This window comes from Caldimonas tepidiphila (genome assembly GCF_003569765.1).
Lineage (GTDB): Bacteria > Pseudomonadota > Gammaproteobacteria > Burkholderiales > Burkholderiaceae_C > Caldimonas > Caldimonas tepidiphila.
Genome location: NZ_QXMG01000032.1, coordinates 25770 through 41949, shown reverse-complemented (window position 1 = coordinate 41949; position 16180 = coordinate 25770). Strand labels below are relative to the sequence as shown.

The 16180-nt window shown below is 72.1% G+C and carries 15 protein-coding genes; 8 read left to right on the top strand and 7 right to left on the bottom strand.

Going from position 1 to position 16180, the window contains the following annotated elements:
• Nucleotides 1-9: 9 nt before the first annotated feature.
• A complete protein-coding gene (locus D3A59_RS17055; RefSeq protein WP_119156417.1) occupies nt 10-783 on the bottom strand; it encodes a potassium channel family protein in 774 nt (257 codons plus the stop codon).
• Between the two features lie 152 nt (nt 784-935).
• Between D3A59_RS17055 and D3A59_RS17050 the strand changes: the two genes are divergently transcribed.
• The 4 genes from D3A59_RS17050 to D3A59_RS17035 all read left to right on the top strand — a co-directional run bounded on the left by D3A59_RS17050 (nt 936) and on the right by D3A59_RS17035 (nt 5163).
• The gene (locus D3A59_RS17050) at nt 936-1418 is read left to right on the top strand and encodes a MarR family winged helix-turn-helix transcriptional regulator (RefSeq protein ID WP_119156415.1); all 483 of its coding nucleotides are present in this window, start codon (nt 936-938) and stop codon (nt 1416-1418) included.
• Nucleotides 1419-1472: 54 nt separating this feature from the next.
• Complete coding sequence (locus D3A59_RS17045; RefSeq protein WP_119156413.1) at nt 1473-1904, top strand: organic hydroperoxide resistance protein; 432 nt, start codon at nt 1473-1475, stop codon at nt 1902-1904.
• Nucleotides 1905-2084: 180 nt separating this feature from the next.
• A complete protein-coding gene (locus D3A59_RS17040) occupies nt 2085-3773 on the top strand; it encodes a carbamoyltransferase family protein (RefSeq protein WP_119156411.1) in 1689 nt (562 codons plus the stop codon).
• Between the two features lie 28 nt (nt 3774-3801).
• The gene (locus tag D3A59_RS17035; RefSeq protein WP_119156409.1) at nt 3802-5163 is read left to right on the top strand and encodes a N,N-dimethylformamidase beta subunit family domain-containing protein; all 1362 of its coding nucleotides are present in this window, start codon (nt 3802-3804) and stop codon (nt 5161-5163) included.
• A 27-nt stretch (nt 5164-5190) separates the two neighbouring features.
• On the opposite strand, the gene D3A59_RS17030 is transcribed toward D3A59_RS17035, so the two are convergent.
• The 3 genes from D3A59_RS17030 to cspE form a co-directional block, all read right to left on the bottom strand.
• Nucleotides 5191-5433, bottom strand: a complete 243-nt coding sequence (locus D3A59_RS17030) for a DUF1289 domain-containing protein (protein WP_240636098.1) — start codon at nt 5431-5433, stop codon at nt 5191-5193.
• Between the two features lie 227 nt (nt 5434-5660).
• The gene (locus tag D3A59_RS17025) at nt 5661-5909 is read right to left on the bottom strand and encodes a hypothetical protein (RefSeq protein ID WP_119156407.1); all 249 of its coding nucleotides are present in this window, start codon (nt 5907-5909) and stop codon (nt 5661-5663) included.
• A gap of 538 nt (nt 5910-6447) precedes the next feature.
• Complete coding sequence (gene cspE / locus D3A59_RS17020; protein ID WP_119156405.1) at nt 6448-6657, bottom strand: transcription antiterminator/RNA stability regulator CspE; 210 nt, start codon at nt 6655-6657, stop codon at nt 6448-6450.
• A 391-nt stretch (nt 6658-7048) separates the two neighbouring features.
• On the opposite strand from cspE, the gene D3A59_RS17015 reads away from it, so the two are divergent.
• The 3 genes from D3A59_RS17015 to D3A59_RS17005 all read left to right on the top strand — a co-directional run bounded on the left by D3A59_RS17015 (nt 7049) and on the right by D3A59_RS17005 (nt 9701).
• Nucleotides 7049-7618 carry an alpha/beta hydrolase gene (locus tag D3A59_RS17015; protein ID WP_240636097.1) on the top strand — a complete coding sequence of 190 codons (570 nt, stop codon included), beginning with the start codon at nt 7049-7051 and terminating at the stop codon, nt 7616-7618.
• Between the two features lie 45 nt (nt 7619-7663).
• Entirely contained in the window at nt 7664-8179 is a 516-nt protein-coding gene (locus tag D3A59_RS17010) for a hypothetical protein (protein WP_119156402.1), read from the top strand.
• A gap of 310 nt (nt 8180-8489) precedes the next feature.
• Nucleotides 8490-9701 (top strand): extracellular catalytic domain type 2 short-chain-length polyhydroxyalkanoate depolymerase, encoded by a 1212-nt coding sequence (locus D3A59_RS17005; RefSeq protein ID WP_119156400.1) that lies wholly within the window; start codon nt 8490-8492, stop codon nt 9699-9701.
• Here D3A59_RS17005 and D3A59_RS17000 read toward each other — a convergent pair.
• From D3A59_RS17000 to D3A59_RS16990, 3 genes are read right to left on the bottom strand one after another with little or no spacing between them, the layout of a single operon-like run.
• A complete protein-coding gene (locus tag D3A59_RS17000; protein WP_119156398.1) occupies nt 9687-10949 on the bottom strand; it encodes an osmoprotectant NAGGN system M42 family peptidase in 1263 nt (420 codons plus the stop codon). The two genes, D3A59_RS17005 and D3A59_RS17000, sit on opposite strands and share 15 nt — an antisense overlap.
• Before the next feature lie 7 nt (nt 10950-10956).
• Nucleotides 10957-12714: an N-acetylglutaminylglutamine synthetase gene (ngg, locus tag D3A59_RS16995; RefSeq protein WP_119156396.1), complete on the bottom strand. Its 1758-nt coding sequence runs from the start codon at nt 12712-12714 to the stop codon at nt 10957-10959.
• A gap of 40 nt (nt 12715-12754) precedes the next feature.
• Nucleotides 12755-14542, bottom strand: coding sequence for an N-acetylglutaminylglutamine amidotransferase (locus D3A59_RS16990; protein ID WP_119156395.1), 1788 nt, complete (start codon nt 14540-14542; stop codon nt 12755-12757).
• A gap of 273 nt (nt 14543-14815) precedes the next feature.
• On the opposite strand from D3A59_RS16990, the gene D3A59_RS16985 reads away from it, so the two are divergent.
• Nucleotides 14816-16084, top strand: coding sequence for a class I SAM-dependent methyltransferase (locus D3A59_RS16985; RefSeq protein ID WP_119156393.1), 1269 nt, complete (start codon nt 14816-14818; stop codon nt 16082-16084).
• Nucleotides 16085-16180: the final 96 nt, after the last annotated feature.

The window sequence follows — 16180 nt, the reverse complement described above, 5'->3', positions numbered from 1 at the left end:
CGGCCCGGCCTACCGCTGCTCTCCCCCGTCCTGCCGCCGCTCCCTCTCCCGCCGCGCCTGCAGCGCATCGCTGAAGGCCGCAGCCAGGATGCCGGTGGGCATCGCGATCAGGCCGATGCCCGTCACCGCGGTCAGCCCCGCCAGGATGCGGCCGGCCGCGGTCACCGGGTAGCTGTCGCCGTAGCCCACGGTGGTGAGCGTGACCACCGACCACCACATCGCCCGCGGGATGCTGCCGAACACCTCGGGTTGCGCCTCGGCCTCGAGGATGTACATCAGCGTGGAGGTGAGCAGCAGCAGCCCGAGCGCGAAGCCGATGCTGGCCAGCAGCTCGAAGCGGCGCGAGTGCAGGGCCTCGCTGACGGCGTCGATCGCGCCGGAGAAGCGGCCCAGCCGCGCCAGCCTCAGCATGTAGGCCTGCGGGCCGATCGCCAGGAACAGCAGGGGCGCGATGGCCAGCAGGTCGAGCAGCGCCGCGGGGGACGCCATGTAGCGCAGGCGGCCCCGCAGGCCGCCGCCCTGGTCCGGGTCCTCCGCGCTGACCCAGACCCGCAGCAGGTACTCGATCCCGAAGAACAGCCCGATCGCGAGCTCGATCCACCAGAACAGCGCCTCGCGGCCGCGGGCGACGAGCGGCTCGGTCTCGAGCACGGCGACCGCGACGGAGATCAGGATGACCGAGACGATCAGCCGGTTGAGCGCCGAGAGGCCCGGTTCCGCGCGGGCGGAGGGCTCGAGCTGGCGGTACAGCCGGGCGCGGGCATCGGCAAGTCGGCGACCCAAGGGTCCGGATCCTGTGCTGTGCGGTGGCGGGAAGGGGGAGGTCCATCATAGGGCCGGCACCAGCGTCCCCGCGCCGAGGGCATCGCCCCTGCGAGGAAATGGATTACGCGATTCAATTGTCCGCAATCCATTTGGCGTTTAGATTCCTTGCCATGACTTCGCCCGCCTCCCCCTCGACGCGCTGCAGCGACGCTGCCGCCGACCGGCTCGCGCTGGACCGGCAGCTGTGCTTCGCGCTGTACTCGTCGTCGCTGGCGATGACCAAGCTCTACAAGCCGCTGCTGGAGCCGCTGGGCCTGACCTACCCGCAGTACCTCGTGATGCTGGTGCTGTGGGAGGGCGACGGGCTCGCGGTGTCGGCGCTCGGCGAGCGGCTGCGGCTCGACTCCGGCACGCTCACGCCGCTGCTCAAGCGCCTGGAGGCCGCGGGCCTGGTGCGGCGCGAGCGCGACAGCGCCGACGAGCGCCGCGTGCGGGTGCGGCTCTCGGACGCGGGCCGCGCGCTGCGGGCCGAGGCCGAGAAGGTCCCCGAGCAGGTCGTCTGCGCCAGCGCCTGCGACCTGGCGGAGATCGCCGAGCTCACCCAGCGCCTCGCCGCGCTGCGCGAGCGGCTCGCCGGCGCCGGCGGCGGCTAGGCCCCTTTTCCCTCCTTCACCTTCCCTCCACCCCTGACCCCAAGGAAAGCCACCATGACGCAGAAGCTCGAGAACGTCCTCTACACCGGCCACGCCACCGCCACCGGCGGCCGCGAGGGCACCGCCCGCTCGTCCGACGGCGCGCTCGACGTCAAGCTCACCACCCCGAAGGAGCTGGGCGGCAACGGCGCCTTCGGCGTGAACCCCGAGCAGATGTTCGCGGCCGGCTACGCCGCCTGCTTCATCGGCGCGATGAAGTTCGTCGCCGGCCAGAAGCAGATCGCGCTGCCGGCGGACGTGAAGATCGACTCGGCGGTAGGCATCGGCCCGATCCCGAACGGCTTCGGCATCCGGGTGGCGATGACCGTCAGCATCCCCGGCATGGACCGCGCGCAGGCCGAGGAGCTGGTGCAGGCGGCGCACGTCGTCTGCCCCTACTCGAACGCGACCCGCGGCAACATCGAGGTGGACCTGAAGCTCGCCTGAGGACCGGACCGCCACCCTGCCCCGACACGGCGGCCGCCCCCCGCCCGGGCGCCCGTTCCGGGGGGGCATCCCCCGTCCCCGGGGCATGCGGCTTGCCGCCGGCACTTCGCGCACGCCCGGCCGGACCTCCTCCCCGCCCCGCGTGCACCGAGCGGCTGGGACAACGCGAAGGGGTGTTCGATGGTGACAGGCAATCAGGGCGGCCCGCTGGTGGTGGGCATCAACCGCACGCAGGACGGCAGCATCTGCGTGATGCAGGGCTCGCAGCTCCTGTGCTGCATCCAGAAGGAACGGTTGACGCGTAAAAAGCACCACTGGGGCAAGCTCGGCGACCTGCGCGAGGTCTACCGCGGCGTGGTGCCGGGGCTCGACCGCCCGGTCGACGCGCTGGTCGAGTGCTACTCGTCGGACACCGAGATCCGCAACCTCGCCGACTACGAGCAGGAGCTGGCTCAGGTGCTGACCCTGTCTCCCGACTGCAGGCGCGCGCGCATCTCGCACCACCTGTCGCACCTCTACAGCGTGTTCCACCCCTCGCCCTTCGAGGAGGCGGCGGTGATGATCGTCGACGGCCAGGGCAGCGCGGTGTCGGACTTCACCGAGGCCTGGGACGGCGCTGCCGGCGTGCCGGGGCACTGGCGCGAGGTGTCCTCGTTCTACCGCGCCGACCGCAGCGGCCGCATCGAGTGCCTCGACAAGCAGCTCTACGAGGGCGACGCGGGCCCGGCGGTGGGCCTGGGCATGTTCTATTTCCTGCTGACTCAGGCGATGTTCCCCGGCGAGGGCAACGAGGGCAAGGTGATGGGCCTGGCGCCGCACGGCGACCCCGAGGCCTTCGGGCTGCCGCCGCTCGACGTGGACGGCTGCCGGGTGACGATCCCGCGCGAGTGGAGCGAGATCATCGCGGTGCGGCCGCGCTTTCGCTTCGACCCGGCGCATCCCGAGCGCTTCCAGGACATCGCCAACCTCGCCGCGGCGGGCCAGCGCGCCTTCGAGGAGGCGCTTCTGAAGCTCGCGCACTGGCTGCACGCGCAGACCGGGCTGAAGAACCTGTGCTTCGCCGGCGGCACCGGCCTGAACTGCTCGGCCAACGACCGGCTGCTGCGCGAGACGCCCTTCGAGCGCGTCTTCATCCCGCCGGCGCCGAGCGACGCGGGCACCTCGCTCGGCTGCGCGGTCTACGGCCTGACCGAGCTGCTGAAGCAGCCCTGCGACTGGCGCTGGACGCGCGACTACCTCGGGCCCGAGCCCTTGCTCGCCGACATCGAGGCCGCGCTCGAGGCCGCCGACGACCTGATCGTCGAGAAGCCCGAGGACCTGCTCGGGCGCATGGTGGACCTGCTCGCGCAGACGAAGGTGGTGGCGCTCTACCAGGGCGGCAGCGAGTTCGGCCCGCGCGCGCTCGGCCACCGCAGCATCCTCGCCGACCCGCGCCACGACCGGGTGCGCGACTGGATCAACGCGCGCGTGAAGGACCGCGAGCTGTTCCGCCCGCTCGCGCCGATCGTGCTGCTCGAGCACGCCGACCGCTTCTTCGACATCCGCCGGCCCTCGCCCTTCATGCAGTTCGCCGCGCCCGTGCATCCCGAGGCGGCGAGGATCATCCCCGCCGTCACGCACGTGGACTGCACCGCGCGGCTGCAGACGGTGGGCCCCGACGACGACCCCTTCCTGCGCAGCCTGCTGGAGGCCTTCGACGCGCGCACCGGCGTGCCGGTGCTGCTCAACACCTCCTTCAACCGACGCGAGGAGCCGATCGTCGAGACGCCGGCGCAGGCGCTCGAGACCTTCCGCCGCACGCCGATGCACGCGCTGGCGATGCCGCCCTACCTCGTGCGCAAGCGCGACGAGCCGGACGCGGTCGCATGAGTGCTTCCGCACGCCCCGGGAGCCGGGCGTGATCCGCGGCTATCCCGAGCGGCCCAGCATCGCGCCGGGCCGGCCGCTGACGCTGCACGTCGCGACCGACGCGCCGCGCTTTCGCGTCGCCTTCCACCGCTGGGGAGACGGCTTCGTCGCGATGGACGCGAGCGACTGGCTGCCCGGCGAGGCCGCGCCCGAGGGCAGCGCCTGCACCGACTGGCAGTGGCCGCCCTACGTCTTCGACATCCCGCGCCACTGGCCCTCGGGCGTCTACGTCGCGCACCTGCAGGAGGAGCGCGAGCCGGTGCCGCTCGGCGTCTGGATGGACCGCGCCGCGGTGCTGTTCGTCGTGCGCGGCGCGGGGCGCAGCCCGCTGCTCTACCGGCTGCCCTTCGCGACCTACCAGGCCTACAACTGGACCGGCGGCGGCTGCTTCTACGACCGCCCGCCGCGCTGCGCCGAGCCGCCCGGTGCACGGCTGACGTGGCGGCGCCCGGGCGGCGGCATCGGCGGTGAGACCTTCGGCGCGCCCGACCACTACGACGCGGGCTCGCCGCGGCAGACCTTCGCGCACTGGGACGCGCGCTTCATCCACTGGCTCGCGCGGCGAGGCTACGACGTGGAGTTCTGCGCCGACCTCGACCTGCACCACGAGCCGGAACTGCTCGCGCGGCACCGCCTGCTCGTCAGCGTCGGCCATGACGAGTACTGGACCGGGCCGATGCGCGACCACGTGGAACAGTTCATCGAGCGCGGCGGCAACGTCTGCTTCTTCGGCGCCAACGTCTGCTGGTGGCGCATCCACCTGGTCGACGGCGACGGCGCGATGGTCTGCCACCAGGGCGGGCCACAGGGCGCGCTCGACCACTGGTGGCCCGGGAGCGGCGTGCACCGCCCCGAGGACCGCATGAGCGGCGTCAGCTACCGCCACGGCGGCGGCTGGTGGGACGGGCCGCGCCAGACGCAGGGCTACGTCGTGCAGCAGGGCGGGCACTGGGTGTTCGAGGGCACGGGGCTGGCCACCGGGGAGCGCTTCGGCGCGGCCTCGACGCCGCCGCTGGTCGGCTACGAGTGCGACGGCGCGCCGCTGGAGTGGGCGGACGCGCAGCAGGGCCTGGTGCGGCTCGCGCCCTACGCGGCCGAGTGCGGCACGCCGGAAGGCTTCGTGCCGCTGGCGGCCGGGCCGCTCGAGCCCGGCTGGCAGGAGCTGCCGCACCGCGAGCACCACGGCCCCTGGCAGGGGCTGCACACGGCGACGCTGGGGCTGTACCGGCGCGGCGGCACGGTCTTCACCGCCGGCACCACCGACTGGGCGCAGGTGCTCGACAACGGCAGCGACGCGGCGGTGCCGGTGATCACGCGCAACGTGATCGAGACGCTCGGCGGGCTGCGCTGAGCCGCGGCGGGCGGGGTGACGGGCGCCTCAGGCGAGGCCGTCCTTCTCCGCCTGCTCGGCGATCTCGCGCAGCAGCCGCTTGCGCACCTCCTTGCCCTGCGTCGCGAGCACGCGCAGGTTGATGTCGTGCCGCGCCTCGGGCGACAGCGACTTCCAGCGCCCGATCTCGTCGCGGGTGCGTCCGCAGCCCTTGCAGATCTCGCGCTTGTCGTCCTTGCACACGCCGATGCAGGGGTTCTTGGTGAGCAGGATCGGGGGTTTCGAAGACACGGCGGCAAGGGCGGGGGGTGGCGATAAGAGAACTATCGGCGATGTGCAGTCGATAGGAAAATCATTTGACTGCATGGCCTCGATTGCGAGGCGCTATTCCCGGTGCCCGAGGCTCCGGGCCGTGTGTTCAGCTCATGCGCCGCTGCGGCCCATGGCAGGAAGGCGCCGCCCTGCCGGTGCCTCCCGCGCCGGCGGGAAGCAGATGCCGCTGCCCCCCGGAACAGCGCTCAGGCCGGGATGCGGGCGGGAGAAGGGCGGGCCGGCTCGGAGATCCCGAGCCAGTCGAGCCCCTGCGCGGTGGCGTAGCGCAGCGCTTCGTCGGGGGAGTCGAACTCCGGCACGAGGCGCAGCACGCGATCGTGCGTGCCGCTGCCGCGTCCCGAGCGGATGGAAACGGATGCGGCGTAGCGGCCCGAGCCGGCGAGGCGGGTCAGGGGGGAAACGAGGTACTTGCCGATCTGGATGGAGGTATTCATGGTGTATTTCTTATGGTTCAAGCCGCCTCGAAGGCGGATCGGATTCGGTAAAACGGTGCGCAAGAAGCGCGCTGGCGGCGGAGGGACTCGGTCCGGGCTCTCGCTCGCAAGCGTGTTCGCCGCAAGCCGGGGAAGACTCCGGGCGCCGGCTTCCCTGGAGCAATCGATGTTCCCGACAGAACGGGGGCATCGCGCTTCCTGGGGACGAAGGCGCCTGCACGGGGAATCCGCGGCAGGGATGGGTTCGGCACCCGCGACGGCGGCGCCGGCGCTCGTGAGGAGCGCGTGGCAGGAAGGCCGGGGGCAAAGGGGGTGGGCCGCCTTGAAGCAGGTGGCCCGGCTGGAGGACTGGATTCGCGGGTTTCAGCCGCCTGCCGCAATCAGCTGAATACGTGATTCAGGCGGTGCCGCATTTCGCTTGCCGTGCCAGCAGGGAAAATCGCGGGCAGGGCGCCCGCAATAAAAAAACCGCAGCGAAGCTGCGGTCCGGGTGCAGTCGCAGCGCCATTCGAGGCGCTGCGGACGGCAGGCCTTGCTATTACAGCGGGCGGATGTTGGCCGCTTGCAGGCCCTTTTGGCCCTGCTTGACCTCGAATTCGACGCGCTGGTTTTCCTCGAGGGTCTTGAAGCCGCTGCCCTGGATGTCGCGGAAGTGTGCGAAGAGATCCGCACCGCCCGCATCCGGAGCGATGAAGCCGAAGCCCTTGCTTTCGTTGAACCACTTGACGGAGCCGGTTTGGGTAGACATGGAGACGTTCCTAAAAAAAATGAATGAAGCAGGCGAGGCGATTCCGCGCATGCAGAAACACGCAAGAAACGTCTATCAGGGGGATCAAACGGCGCCGCCTCCGGTGGGAAGGCGGTTGGAAGAAAGACCTCGAAGAACCACGGTCCTGTGTATCGCTGGGGTGAAATGTACGGCAATACGGCCCGCGTCATCGGCGCGCCGATATTGACCCTGCTGCCAAAGCAGCATCGGCGCCGATTTCGCGGCAGCGCGTAGAGACGGGCGCACCGATTGCCCGGCAGCCTTCATGCATTCACCGGCATTTCTCGCTGCCCGCCCCCGCGAAGCCCCGGAGCGGATTTCCGAAGGCGCCGCGGGGCCGCGGGTCATCGACGTTGGCGACGGGCGCCTCGTGGTCCTGCACGTCCCGCCCGGTTGGACGCCCGAGCGCCCTGCGCCGCTGGCGGTGATGCTGCACGGCGCCGGCGGCAAGGCCGGGCACGGCCTCGCGCTGCTCGACCCCTTTGCGGCGCAGCAGGGCGTGATGGTGCTGGCGCCTTCGTCGCGCGGGCCGACCTGGGATGTCCTGCTCGAGGACTGGGGCGCCGACGTCGCGGCGATCGACGCGGTGCTGGACTGGGTCTTCGCCCGCTACCGGATCGATGCGGCGCGCCTGGCCATCGGCGGCTTCTCCGACGGCGCGTCCTACGCGCTGTCGCTCGCGCTGGCCAACGGCGGGCTCTTCCCCCGCGCGATCGCGCTCTCGCCCGGCTTCATCGCCGGCGCGCCCACCCGGGGGCAGGCCGAGGTGTTCATGTCCCACGGCACCGACGACCGCGTGCTGCCGATCGAGCCGTGCAGCCGGCGCATCGCGAAGGCGCTGCGCCAGGGCGGCCACTCGGTGGACTACGTCGAGTTCGACGGCGGCCATGTCGTGCCGCCGCAGATCGCGCGCGACGCCGTGGCCTGGTTGCTGCGGTAGGGCGCGGTCCCGGCACCTATCCATTCACATCCGCGAGGCGAAGCGATGGACACGCAGCAGCAGCAACAGCAAGCGCAACAGCCCACCGACAAGGACGAGGAGGCGGGCAAGCGCGACCCGCTCACTGGCGCGCCGGACTTCCACCCGGTCGGCACCGGCCTCGGCGCGGCGGCCGGGGGCCTCGCCGCCGCCTCGGCCGTCGCCGGCACGGCGGTCGGGGGGCCGGTGGGCACCGTGGTCGGCGTGGCGGTCGGCGCGGTGGTGGGCGGCCTCGGCGGCAAGGCGATCGCCGGGCACATGGACCCCGAGGAGGTCGACCGGCTCTGGCGCGAGCGCTATGCCAGCGAGCCCTACCACCGCGGCGGGCTGGACTACGAGGACTATGCGCCCGCCTACCGCCTCGGCGCCGAGGCGCGGCGGCGCTATCCCGGCCGCTACGAGGAGATCGAGCCGGTGCTCGCCGAGGAGTACGAGCGCCGCCGCGGCACCTCGCGGCTGAACTGGGAGCAGGCGCGGGAGGCGACCCGGGCCGCCTGGGAGCAGGTCGGCCCGCAGGACTGAAGCCGCTGCAGCGGGGGAGGCCTTCGGCGCTTGCCCGCACCCCGGGTGCCCGAGGCCCGAAGGGTTCGCAGCTCGCGGAGCCCGGGCGCGCTCCCGGCGCCCGTCTTCTCCCATCGACCGCCCCCCGGAAAACGCGCGACCGCAAGCGTGACCGAGCCTGCTGGGAGGACATCGCCCCTCGGCGCTGGACGAGGCAGCGCCCCGCCTCTATCGTCCCTGCCGCCTGCGGCGCGACCCCGGCTGGTGGCGTTTTTCCAGGGGAGGACGGCGGCAGGCGCCGCCCCATCCTTCCCCGGGAGAGAACGACACCATGTCCCTTGCTTCGACCGCCTCCTCGCGCCGGCCCTTCCCGCGCGCCGCCCTGCGCCTCGCCGCCGCGCTGCTCGGCCTCCTCGCCGCCGCCACCCCCGCTGCCGCGCGCAACAGCGAGCCGGCCCCGCCGCCGCTGGCGGCGCTGCCCGCGCTCGGCGCCGACGCGCGCGCCGTCACGGTCTCGGGCCTGTCCTCCGGCGGCTACATGGCGGCGCAGTTCCAGGTCACGCACTCCGCGTCGCTCGCCGGCGCCGCGGTGATCGAGGGCGGCCCCTACGGCTGCTCGCGCGGCTCGGTGCGGACCGCGGCGCAGACCTGCTCCTGCCCCTCGGAGTCCGGCGGCTGGCTCGGCAGCCTCGAGCGCGCCGCCTGCACGCCGCTGGCCGCCGGCGCCGCGCTCGAGCTCAGCCGCGGCGTCACCGAGGGCATGCGGCGCGAGATCGACGACGTCTCGAACCTGAAGCGCCACCGCGTCTGGCTGTTCTCGGGCGGCAAGGACCGCACCGTGCCGCTGCCGATGATGGACGCGCTCGAGGGCTACTACGCGGCCTACGGCGTGCCGCCCGCGCAGCTCAGGCGCGTGCACCTGCCGGAGTCGGGCCACGGCCTGCCCACCAAGGCCCGCGGCGACTGCGCGGCGAGCCGCACGCCCTACCTCAACGGCTGCGGCTTCGACGGCGCGGGCGAGCTGCTGAAGTGGCTCTACGACGCGCCGCAGATGCAGCCCGGCACCGCCCGCCCGCAATCGCTGCGGCCCTTCAGCCAGCGCCCCTACCGCGACGGCGGCAGCCGCTTCGACGGGCTCGACGAGACCGGCTGGGTCTACATCCCGGCAGCCTGCGAGCAGGCCGGCTCGGGCTGCCGGCTGCACGTGGCCTTCCACGGCTGCAGCCAGGGCCAGAACGTCGTGGTCGAGGGCCGCGGGAGCTACGGCAGGACCTTCGTCGAGGGCGCGGGCTACAACGACTGGGCCGAGGCCAACCGCATCGTCGTGCTCTACCCGCAGGTGATGCCGAGCAGCCGCGGCGGCGTGCCGGGCCCCTATCGCTACAACCCGAAGGGCTGCTGGGACTTCTGGGGTTACACCGACCCGAGGGGCGCGGCGCTGTACCCGCTGCAGCCGTCCTTCGCGAAGAAGGACGCGCCGCAGGTGAAGGCGGTCAAGCGCATGATCGACGCGCTCGTGGCCGGCCCCTCAGCCGCGCATTGAGCCCGCTTCCGTCGAGCCGCTGTCCGCGGGCGGCTCCTCGTCGCCGCTGCGCCCCTCGGGCAGGTCGATCAGCTCGCCGACCTCGGGCATCGCCGGGGTGCCGAGCGGCGCGAGCTGCTCGGCGTCGAGCTGGTGCGAGAAGTTCTCGACCGAGTCGCGGCGGCGGTCGCGATCCTCGGACAGCGTCGGGCCGCTCTGGATGTAGATCGCCAGCAGCTCCGCGAGGTGCGTCAGCGCCGCGATGTGCGTGCGCTCGTAGCCGTGCGTCGCGTCGGTGCCGAAGCACAGCAGCGCGGTGCGCACGTCGGCGCCGGCGCTCACCGCCGCGCCCGCGTCCGAGTGGTAGAAGCGGAACACGTCGCGATGGCTCGGGATCGCGTGCTCGGTGCACAGCCGCAGCAGCCGCCGCGTCAGGTGGTAGTCGTGCGGCCCGGCCGAGTCCATCAGCGGGATCGTCACGCCGTACTCGCGCGCGCCCTGGCCGGCGGCGACCGGGCCGATGTCGACGCCGATCACCTCGCTGACGTCCTCCTCGATCACCGCGCGCGCGCCCGAGCCCACCTCCTCGGTGAGCGTGAAGACGGGATGGCACTCCATCGGCACGTCCACGCCGCTGTCGACGATGGCCTTGAGCGCCGCGAGCACCGACGCGACGCCGGCCTTGTTGTCGAGGTAGCGCGAGACGATGTAGCCGTTGTCGAGCACCTCGGGGCAGGCGTCGAAGGCGACGAAGTCGCCGACCTGGATGCCGAGCGCGCCCGCGTCGGCGGCCGACTCGATCTGCTCGTCGACGCGCAGCTCGAGGTGCCCCCAGTCCACCGGCTGCGTGTCGATCGCGTCGTTGTAGACGTGGCCCGAGGCCATCGGCGGCAGCACCGTGCCGCGGAAGCGCCCGGTGTCGGTGAAGACCGTCACGCGACCGCCCTCGGCCCAGCGCGCCGACCAGGTGCCGATCGGCATCAGCGCCAGCCGCCCGGTCGGCTTGATCTCGCGCACCATCGCGCCGAGCGTGTCGAGGTGCGCGACGATCGCGCAGGCCGGGCTCTGGCGGCGCCGCTCGGGCAGCGTGCGCTTGAGGACGCCGCGGATCGTGCCGCGGCGCGTGAGCTCGTAGGGGATGCCGAGCGCGTCGAGCCGCCCGCCGGTGTAGTGCACGATCTCGTCGGTCAGTCCCGCCGGGCTCGGGATCGCGAGCAGCTCCAGCAGCGTGGTCTTCAGGTAGTCGACATCGATCTCGAGCTTGCGCACGGGCACCTCAGGCGGTGAAGGGGAAGAGCAGGTCGATGAAGCGCTGCGCGGTGGGCTGCGGCTCGTGGTTGGCGAGGCCCGGGCGCTCGTTGGCCTCGATGATCACGTGCTCCGGCTGGTCCGGCGAGGGCACCAGGAAGTCCAGCCCCACCACCGGGATGCGCAGCGCGCGCGCGGCGGTCTCGGCGGCCTCGCGCAGCGCCGGATGCAGCTGCTCCGTCACGTCGTGGATCGTGCCGCCGGTGTGCAGGTTGGCGGTCTTGCGCACCTTCACCGCGCGGCCCTCCTCGAGCACCGTGTCGAGCGCCAGGCCCTGGCCGGCCAGGCAGCGTTCGGTCTCGGCATCGACCGGGATGCGGCTCTCGCCGCCAGTGGCGGCGGCGCGCCGTGCGCTCTGGTGCTCGATCAGCTGCGCGATGGTCGAGCTGCCGTCGCCGACGACCTCGGCCGGGCGGCGGATCGCGGCGGCCACCACCTTGTAGCCGATCACGACGATGCGCAGGTCCTGCCCCGCGCAGAACTCCTCGACCACGACATGGCCGCCCTCCTTGGCGGCGCGCTCGATCGCCTGCGCGAGGTGCGCCTCCTCGCGCACGTCGACGCTGATGCCGCGGCCCTGCTCGCCTAGCGCGGGCTTGACCACCACCGAGCCGCACTCGCGCATGAAGGCGAGGTCGGCCGCGAAGTCGCCTGCGGTGCGCTGGCGCGGCACGCGCAGCCCGATCGAGGCCAGGCGCCGCAGCGTCAGCACCTTGTCCTGGCACCAGGTCATCGCCACGCCGCCGGTCAGCTCGGTCAGCGACTCGCGGCACAGCATCTCGTGGCCGAAGTGGCGCAGCTTGAAGATGCCGGCAGCCGCGTCGATCACCTCGACGCTGATGCCGCGGCGGCGCGCCTCGTCGACGATCAGCCGCGCGTAGGGGTTCAGGCCCGAGAGGTCGACGTTGTCGACGAAGAGCCGCTGGTTGATCGAGTTCTTGTGCTTCACGACGAAGCCCGGCACCTGCCGGAAGCCGAGCTTCTCGTACAGGCCGATCGCGTGCTCGTTGTCGTGCAGCACCGACAGGTCGAGGAACTTGCGGCCGCGCCGCGCGAAGTGCGCGATCAGGTGCCTCGTCAGCGACTGCCCGGCGCCGGACACGCGCGTCTGCGGATCGACCGCGAGGCACCACAGGCTGCTGCCGCCGTGCGGGTCGCCGAAGGCGCTCACGTGGTCGATGCCGAGCACCGAGCCGATCACGTCGCCGGTGCGCTCGTCCTCGGCGAGCAGGTAGAGCATCGACTCGGAGTGGCGCTGCTCCCAGACCACGCCCGGGTCGAGCGGCACCATGCGGCGCGTCGCGTAGAGCCGGTTGATCGCGGCGATGTCGGCGCGCGTGGCGAGCGGGCGGATGACGATGCCGGGCGCCGGCAGGTCGATGCCGAGGTCGGCCTCCGGGTCGAGCTCGCGGCGGAACACCAGCGAGGGGTCGAGGAACAGCTCGCTCGGCGCCTCGGCCAGCACGAGCTGCGGCGCGTCCACGTAGAGCGCGATGTCGCGCCGCTCCGGCAGCTCCTGCAGCAGCGCCTGCGCGAGCGCGGCCGGCGATTCGAAGGACGGTCCGTACAGCAGCCGGCCCCAGCCGCAGTCGAGCACGATGTTGCGGCCGCCGGCCTGCGCGGCGGGACGGAAGGCCGCTGCCTTGTCCTGCGGTGCGTTGGCGAGAGCACCGGAGTCCACCGGACCGATGCCGTGCGTGGAGGGGTCGAGTCGGACGACGTTCATGGGATGGGTGTCTCCTGTAGGAATCGGTCGGTCGGGTGGCTCAGATGTGGTGCGCCTGCAGCCAGGCCTCGAGCAGAGCGGCCTGCCAGAGCTTGGAGCCGCGCAGCGGCGTGATGTGCGCGTCGGGCGACTGGAACATGCGGTCGATCGCGTCGCGGCGGAACACGCCGCGGTTGCGCGCGACCTGCGAGTCGAGCGTGTCGCGCACGTAGTCGAGGAAGTCGCCGCGCAGGTACTTCAGCGCCGGCACCGGGAAGTAGCCCTTGGGCCGGTCGATCACCTCGGCCGGGATCACCTGGCGCGCGGCCTCCTTGAGCACGTGCTTGCCGCCCTGCGCGATCTTGTGGCGCGCCGGGATGCGCGCGGCGAGCTCGACGAGCTCGTGGTCGAGGAAGGGCACGCGCGCCTCGAGCCCGAAGGCCATCGTCATGTTGTCCACCCGCTTGACCGGGTCGTCCACCAGCATCACGGTGGTGTCCAGGCGCAGTGCGCGGTCGATCGCGCTCGTGGCGCCGGGCTGGTCGAAGTGCGCCTCGACGAACTGGCTGCTCCAGTCCTCGCTGACCCAGTTGGGCTGCAGCAGCGAGGCCATCTCCTGGTGGCTGCGGTCGAAGAACACGCGCCGGTAGGCGTCGAGCGCGGCGGCGGGCGAGGCGTCGGAGACCTCGGCCATCGGCGGGTACCAGTGGTAGCCGCCGAACACCTCGTCGGCGCCCTGGCCGCTCTGCACCACGCGGCTATGCCGCGACACCGCCTGCGACAGCAGGTAGAAGGCGACCGCGTCGTGGCTGACCATCGGCTCGGCCATCGCATGGATCGCCTCGGGCAGCGTCTCGAGCAGCAGGTCGCCGGGGATCTGCAGCTTCTGGTGCACGGTGCCGTAGTGGCGCGCGACGAGGTCGGAGTAGTGGAACTCGTCGCCCGCCTCCTCGTCGACCGCCTCGAAGCCGATCGAGTAGGTGCGAAGGTCCGGCGTGCCGGCCTCGGCCAGCAGCCCGGTGATCAGGCTCGAGTCGAGACCGCCCGACAGCAGCACGCCCACCGGCACGTCGGCGACGAGCCGGCGCTTGACCGACACGCGCAGCGCGTCGAGCACGCGCTGCCTCCAGTCCTCGAAGCCGCAGCGCTCGTCCTCCTCGCTGCGCGTGAAGTCGAGCGTCCACCAGCGCGCATGCTCGAGGCGGCCGTCCGGGTGCACCGTCATCATGCTGCCCGGCGCGAGTTTCCTGACGCCGCGCAGGATCGTCAGCGGCGCCGGCACCACCGCGTGGAAGCTCAGGTAGTGGTGCAGCGCCTGCGGGTCGAGCCAGGTGTCGATGCCGTCGCCGGTCAGCAGTGCCGGCAGCGCCGACGCGAAGCGCAGCCGCTTGGTGTTGGCGGTGTAGTACAGCGGCTTGATGCCGAGGCGGTCGCGCACGAGGTAGGTGATGCCGCTGTCGCGCTCCCACAGCGCGAAGGCGAACATGCCGTGGAAGCGCTCGAGCGCCTTCGGGCCCCAGGCATGCCAGGCCTTGATGATGACCTCGGTGTCGCCGGTGGAGCTGAACTGGTAGCCGCGCGCGGTCAGTTCCTGCCGCAATTCGTGGTGGTTGTAGATCGCGCCGTTGAACACGATGCCCATGCCCAGCAGGTTGTCCACGAAGGGCTGGTGGGCGCGCTGGCTCAGGTCCATGATGCTGAGCCGGCGGTGTCCGAAGCAGCGCGAGCCGAGGCTGAACAGGCCCTCGCCGTTGGGACCACGGCGCGACTGCGCCTCGGTCATCTCGACGACGGTCCGGATGTCGGCGATCTCGTCGTCGAATCGGAGTTCTCCTGCAATGCCGCACATGGGATTTCTGTCCTATTCCTGAAATCGGTGAGCCGGCGAGGGGGGATCGCGCCGACTCCCCCAGCGTCGCCGGACCGGGGCGACAGGCCCCGGGGCCCAGGACCGGCAAGGGACGTTCCCGTCGTGCCGGGCGGGCTTTGCGCGGCAGCCGTGGCAGGAAGGTGCCTTTGGCCCTACGCGGCGGGATGCCGCGCCAAGGTGTCCGAAAATCCGCCCCTTCGGCCTCGCGGCGGCGCGGGGCCGCCGTCCCGCATTCCCGAGGCTCGCTTCCCCATGTCAGGCACCGCTTCCCCCTCCCATCACGACACCCCGGCCGCCCGCGCGCCGGGCGACGCGGCGCCGGCCGAGCGCTTCATGGCGCTGCTGGCCGACAGCCTCGCCGCGGGGCGCTTCGCGAAGCTGGTGTTCAGCAGCTACTGCGGCGCGGAGCCGGACCTGCAGCGCATCCAGGTGCGCGCGGTGGCGGTGCGCGGCGAGGACCGGCTGTCCTTCGTTTACCGGCACAAGACGCGCGACGTCACGAAGAACTTCCCGATCGAGGAGGGGCTCGCGCGCGTGCGCGCGCTGCTCGGCAGCGAGTTCGGCAACGCGCACCTGCACACCGACACGCAGGAGATCCAGTTCGCGGTGAGCCGCAAGGGCAAGCCGAGCCTGCGCGTGGGCAAGGCCGGCACGCCGGCGGAGGTGCCGGCGGCGAAGGCGCACGACCGCGAGAAGCGGCGCTGGGTCGAGCTCGACGAGCCCTTCCTGGTCGAGCTCGGCGTGACCACGCCCGAGCACCAGCTGATCCCGGCGATGTCGCGCAAGTGGAAGCAGATCAACAAGTTCGTCGAGGTGCTGCACCACGCCTTCGAGGCCTCGCCGCTGAAGCAGGCCGGGCAGGTGCATGTCGCGGACTTCGGCTGCGGCAAGGGCTACCTGACCTTCGCGGTGCACGACTACCTGCGCCGCGCGGTGGGCGAGGGCGCGCGCGTCACCGGCGTCGAGCTGCGCGAGGATCTGGTGCGGCTGTGCTCGGACGCGGTGGCGCGCCTGGGACTGCAGGGCCTGGCCTTCGAGCAGGGCGACGTGCGCCACTACCAGGCCGGCGCGATGGACGTCATGATCGCGCTGCATGCCTGCGACACCGCGACCGATCACGCGATCCACATGGGCATCCGCGCGGGCGCGTCGATCATCCTGTGCTCGCCCTGCTGCCACAAGCAGATCCGCCCGCAGCTGCTCAGCCCGCACCCGATGCGGCCGATCCTGCAGCACGGCATCCACCTTGGCCAGGAGGCCGAGATGGTCACCGACAGCCTGCGCGCACTGCTGCTGGAGGCCCACGGCTACGACACGCAGGTGTTCGAGTTCATCGCGCTGGAGCACACCAGCAAGAACAAGATGATCCTCGCGGTGAAGCGCCGCCCCGGCGCGCCGTCGCGGCGCGCGGACATCGAGGCGCAGATCGCCGAGGTGAAGAGGTTCTACGGCATCCGCGAGCACTGCCTGGAGGCGCTGCTGGCCGCGGACGCCGTGCGCGAGGCGGCGCAGCCCGCCTGAAACCCCTGGAGCCCGCGCGCTGTGGACGCGCGGCAACAACGCGCCGATTCCGGCCTCGCGAGGCAGGCCGCAGCCCCTAGACTCCCCTGTAACAAG

Excerpts from the sequence above, each read along its gene's own strand:
- D3A59_RS17050 (WP_119156415.1), top strand. The coding sequence starts at position 936 with ATGACTTCGCCCGCCTCCCCCTCGACGCGCTGCAGCGACGCTGCCGCC.
- D3A59_RS17045 (WP_119156413.1), top strand. The coding sequence starts at position 1,473 with ATGACGCAGAAGCTCGAGAACGTCCTCTACACCGGCCACGCCACCGCC.
- D3A59_RS17040 (WP_119156411.1), top strand. The coding sequence starts at position 2,085 with ATGGTGACAGGCAATCAGGGCGGCCCGCTGGTGGTGGGCATCAACCGC.
- D3A59_RS17025 (WP_119156407.1), bottom strand. The coding sequence starts at position 5,909 with ATGAATACCTCCATCCAGATCGGCAAGTACCTCGTTTCCCCCCTGACC.
- cspE (WP_119156405.1), bottom strand. The coding sequence starts at position 6,657 with ATGTCTACCCAAACCGGCTCCGTCAAGTGGTTCAACGAAAGCAAGGGC.
- D3A59_RS17010 (WP_119156402.1), top strand. The coding sequence starts at position 7,664 with ATGGACACGCAGCAGCAGCAACAGCAAGCGCAACAGCCCACCGACAAG.
- D3A59_RS17005 (WP_119156400.1), top strand. The coding sequence starts at position 8,490 with ATGTCCCTTGCTTCGACCGCCTCCTCGCGCCGGCCCTTCCCGCGCGCC.
- ngg (WP_119156396.1), bottom strand. The coding sequence starts at position 12,714 with ATGAACGTCGTCCGACTCGACCCCTCCACGCACGGCATCGGTCCGGTG.
- D3A59_RS16990 (WP_119156395.1), bottom strand. The coding sequence starts at position 14,542 with ATGTGCGGCATTGCAGGAGAACTCCGATTCGACGACGAGATCGCCGAC.
- D3A59_RS16985 (WP_119156393.1), top strand. The coding sequence starts at position 14,816 with ATGTCAGGCACCGCTTCCCCCTCCCATCACGACACCCCGGCCGCCCGC.